6 protein-coding genes and 1 pseudogene are annotated in these 3747 nt (G+C 48.2%); 2 read left to right on the forward strand and 5 right to left on the reverse strand.

Features of this window, described 5'->3' with window-relative positions; translation table 11 throughout:
* On the reverse strand, window positions 1-1561 hold a 1561-nt coding region (gene trg, locus BFF42_RS12575; protein WP_252866570.1), incomplete at its 3' end, for a methyl-accepting chemotaxis protein Trg.
* Between the two features lie 398 nt (window positions 1562-1959).
* Here trg and hokB point away from each other — a divergent pair.
* A complete protein-coding gene (hokB, locus tag BFF42_RS12580) occupies window positions 1960-2109 on the forward strand; it encodes a type I toxin-antitoxin system toxin HokB (protein ID WP_001320773.1) in 150 nt (49 codons plus the stop codon).
* Here the strand turns inward: hokB and yncP are convergent.
* From yncP to cybB, 3 genes are all read right to left on the reverse strand, one after another.
* Window positions 2087-2155 (reverse strand): hypothetical protein, encoded by a 69-nt coding sequence (gene yncP / locus BFF42_RS27260; protein WP_212591405.1) that lies wholly within the window; start codon window positions 2153-2155, stop codon window positions 2087-2089. The two genes, hokB and yncP, sit on opposite strands and share 23 nt — an antisense overlap.
* Before the next feature lie 25 nt (window positions 2156-2180).
* Window positions 2181-2354, reverse strand: a complete 174-nt coding sequence (locus tag BFF42_RS12585; protein WP_000731833.1) for a YdcA family protein — start codon at window positions 2352-2354, stop codon at window positions 2181-2183.
* A gap of 244 nt (window positions 2355-2598) precedes the next feature.
* Window positions 2599-3129, reverse strand: a complete 531-nt coding sequence (gene cybB, locus BFF42_RS12590; RefSeq protein ID WP_000428998.1) for a cytochrome b561 — start codon at window positions 3127-3129, stop codon at window positions 2599-2601.
* A 188-nt stretch (window positions 3130-3317) separates the two neighbouring features.
* Here cybB and BFF42_RS12595 point away from each other — a divergent pair.
* Window positions 3318-3416 (forward strand): annotated as a pseudogene (locus BFF42_RS12595) (glyceraldehyde 3-phosphate dehydrogenase NAD-binding domain-containing protein); the annotation flags it as partial.
* Here the strand turns inward: BFF42_RS12595 and BFF42_RS12600 are convergent.
* A partial coding sequence (locus tag BFF42_RS12600; RefSeq protein WP_073841232.1) for an integrase core domain-containing protein occupies window positions 3406-3747 on the reverse strand: 342 nt, incomplete at its 5' end. The pseudogene BFF42_RS12595 and the gene BFF42_RS12600 overlap by 11 nt on opposite strands.

Below are 3747 nucleotides of genomic sequence, written 5' to 3' on the forward strand. Positions count from 1 at the left end.
ACTGGCCGATAAACCGGGTCGGCGAACTGCTCCCCTGGCGCGTAGCACTGCCGACTGAATAACACATCCCCGTCAATACGGTTCTTGCTGCACGCTTACCCTTATCCATTTCAGAAATCGCCTGGCTAACCTGCGTTATGCCTCTACTTTGTTCATCCGAGGCGGCGGCGATTTCCTGCATGATATGTGTGACACTCGCGACGGCATCAACAATAGTGCTCATGGTTTTCCCGGCCGTTGCCACCTCATCCGACCCCAGGTCAATTAACCTGACTGATTCACTGATCAAGCCTTCAATCTCTTTCGCCGCCTGAGCGCTGCGACTTGCGAGTGTCCGTACTTCGCTGGCGACAACGGCAAATCCACGCCCTTGCTCACCCGCTCGCGCGGCTTCAACGGCAGCATTCAGTGCCAGAATATTCGTCTGGAAAGCAATACTGTTGATGACGGCGGTGATCTCAGAAATTTTCTTCGAACTCGTGGAGATAGCGCCCATCGTTTTTACTACACCGGAAACCGTCTGCCCGCCATCGCTGGCTTTAATAGAAGCCTCTTGCGCCAGTTTGCTGGCATGATGCGCGTTATCCGCATTCTGTTTCACCGTCGCAGTGAGTTGCTCCATGCTGGCGGCAGTTTGTTCGATAGCCGCCGCTTGTTCTTCGGTGCGAGATGACAGGTCCGCATTGCCAGCTGAAATTTCGCTGGTGCCACGATAAATCTCTTCCGCGCCCTGTCGAACAGTCCCTACTGTCATCCCCAGTGAATGCTGCATTTGCTGTAAATGACGACTTAAGCGACCGATTTCATTACGACCCGCCGATTCATCATTCATCGTCAGATCGCCACTGGCGATTTTTTCAATCCGTTGTGCGGCATGTTGCAGTGGACGAATGACGATCCGACGTAGCACCATAAATGTTATCTGCGTCATGACCAGGGCAAGCACAAACGCGCCAATCATGAACATCCCACCCAGGCGGGTGCGCTGATGGGCCAGTTGGTTGGCTCTGGTGCTACGTATCTTAACGGCTTTGTTCAAAATATCGGTATAAGCATTATCCAGCGGTCGGATCTGCTCACTTTCATGATTGATAATCGCTTCAAACATGCCATTTTTGGCATATTTCAACATAGGTTGCATACCCGTGATATAAGCCTGAAAGCGTTGATTTAATTCAGTGTCGAGGGCTTCATCAGCAGGTGTTTTCACCGGTCGATTCTGATAAGCACGATAACCTTGCTGCGACTGTTTAATCTCCGATTCGGCTTGCGCAATATTTCGCTTCATTGCTTCCATTTCCGCAATACGACTCGCAGCCCCGGCCTGAATCATATTGATCCGGGCTGAACGCAAAAAATCTGAACTGTTCGCTAACCCGGTCCGAATCTCAATCTCCGCAGTAACATCACGCTGATCGCGATCGGCCTGCCAGAGGAAATAGCCAGCCAGAGCAGAACTTAATGCGAATAGAACTAAGATACCGCCAAGAATGCAGGCAAATAACGGAACCAGCCTGATGTGATGCAAAAAACCTAATCGCTGTGAGAGAGTTGTATTCATTACCGTTGTCTCTCGTCCAGGTTTACTCCTGATAGAAAGTCATCGGCACTTGACGGTAATTACTTATGACCAAAAACCTCTTTGCGTCACATTTTTACAACAATTATTGCAGAGAAAATTAATGCTATTGGAATGAAGAGAGTAACGAATGGCTAAACTGGCTAATCCGAATGACGAAAAATTCTGGAAAACAGCACGCAATTTCGTGAAGTGATTATTTTCGTCCCTAAGGAAACCTCATAGGATGCCTGCGGGTGCCTGAGACTTTCTGTTTTCAGGCTAACCGGGAATCAGAAAGACGAAGGCCCCGACCGATATTTCTATCAACCGAGGCCAACGAATGAACCTAGCAATTCAGATCTTAGCCTCTTACCCGCCATCCGGCAAGGAGAAAGGCTATGAAGCACAACCCTCTGGTGGTGTGTCTGCTCATTATCTGCATTACGATTCTGACATTCACACTCCTGACCCGACAAACGCTCTACGAACTGCGGTTCCGGGACGGTGATAAGGAGGTTGCTGCGCTCATGGCCTGCACGTCCAGGTAAGGGCAAGCGCGGGGATTTTCCCCGCGCATCTGACTAGCAGATTCATTTTCTCATGGCACCCCTTTTACACTTCAGTTAGTGCATGTTTTTTTCGAGGCACTAATAGAACCATCATTACAGACAAATTTGCCGCCTGCCGTACAGTGTGAGATCCCCCCTTTCGAACCAGAACAGGGTTTGCGCCCGGCATCGGCATAAAAGGAAACAAGCGTTCCCATAAACAAAATAAGTGCCAGTTTTTTCATATAACCTCCATGGTTTATCGAATCTTATGTTCGATTTGAACGTTATACGCTGGTTTATTTTGATACCGTAGATGAGATCAAAGATCGGGTGAATTGATTAAAAATAAGCCAGATGGACGTATGGGCAAGGATTATGGTTTTATTTGTCATACAAATAAATATAATAGGCGCTTCCGATGTAGACCCGTATTCTTCGCCTGTACCACGGGTCGGTTTTAGTACAGGCGTTTTCTTTAAATATCCTTCAGGAACGTTTACGCGGCATCATGCGTAGAAGTGTGTTGTCCTTCCAGAAATAGTGGTGTGCCAGTGCAGCCGCAGCGTGCAACCCGATGACAAAATATCCCAGATTCGCCAGCGTTTCATGCCACGACTTTAAGCTATCAACCCGTTCGAAATTGGCCTCTGAAGCGTAAGGCATCGTCAAACCAAACGCAAACCACGGGTTGCCCCGGTTATACATCATCACCAAACCAATCACTGGCAGCGCAATAAACAGGAGATAAATCACCAAATGTCCCAAATGCGCCAGTCCCGTCATCATCGGTTTTGGCTTAGGTATAATCGGCGGGGTTGGGTATTTCAGCCTTAACAAAAGACGAACGACCATCAGCACGAGAATTGAGATGCCGCAGGAAACATGAATCATGTTGATGAGTGGCCGATCGCTACGTGGGAAGAAACCCCGAAACTCCATTGCGCAATACGCTGCGATAACCAGCAAAAAGACCAGCCAGTGAATGCTGATTTGTAACCTTGAGTATTTATTTTCCATAACATTTCCTGCTTTAACATAATTTTCCGTTAACATAACGGGCTTTTCTCAAAATTTCATTAAATATTGTTCACCCGTTTTCAGTACGTTACGTTTCACTGTAAGAATGGAGATTGCCCATCCCACAATCCTGGGCTAAGCCTGGAAAGGATCAATTTTCATCCGAACGTTCCTGACAGGAGAAAACCATGAGTAAGGTTGGTATTAACGGTTTTGGTCGTATCGGTCGACTGGTGTTGCGTCGATTACTTGAAGTCAAAAGCAACATTGAAGTGGTCAACAAAAACTGGCCACCGAGTTAGAGTTTTTCCAGTATCGATTTTCCGATTCGTTTGGGGGTAACCCACCGTTATATTCGTGCGGTCTTAGTGCGCTGTAATATCCAACGATATAGTCCGTTATGGCGTGAGCTGCCTCGCTGAAGCTTACGTAACCCACCACCGGCATCCATTCGTTCTTCAGACTCCTGAAGAAGCGTTCCATTGGGCTGTTATCCCAGCAGTTTCCGCGCCGGCTCATACTCTGTCTGATCTGGTATCGCCACAATAACTGCCGGAACTGCCTGCTCGTATAATGACTGCCCTGATCGCTGTGGAACATCACCCCGCCGGGCTTACC

Source organism: Shigella sp. FC1661 (assembly GCF_001712525.1).
Lineage (GTDB): Bacteria > Pseudomonadota > Gammaproteobacteria > Enterobacterales > Enterobacteriaceae > Escherichia > Escherichia coli.

What these genes read in the sequence shown, in the direction of transcription:
- hokB (WP_001320773.1), top strand. Translation starts at nt 1,960, where the DNA reads ATGAAGCACAACCCTCTGGTGGTGTGTCTGCTCATTATCTGCATTACG.
- BFF42_RS12585 (WP_000731833.1), bottom strand. Translation starts at nt 2,354, where the DNA reads ATGAAAAAACTGGCACTTATTTTGTTTATGGGAACGCTTGTTTCCTTT.
- cybB (WP_000428998.1), bottom strand. Translation starts at nt 3,129, where the DNA reads ATGGAAAATAAATACTCAAGGTTACAAATCAGCATTCACTGGCTGGTC.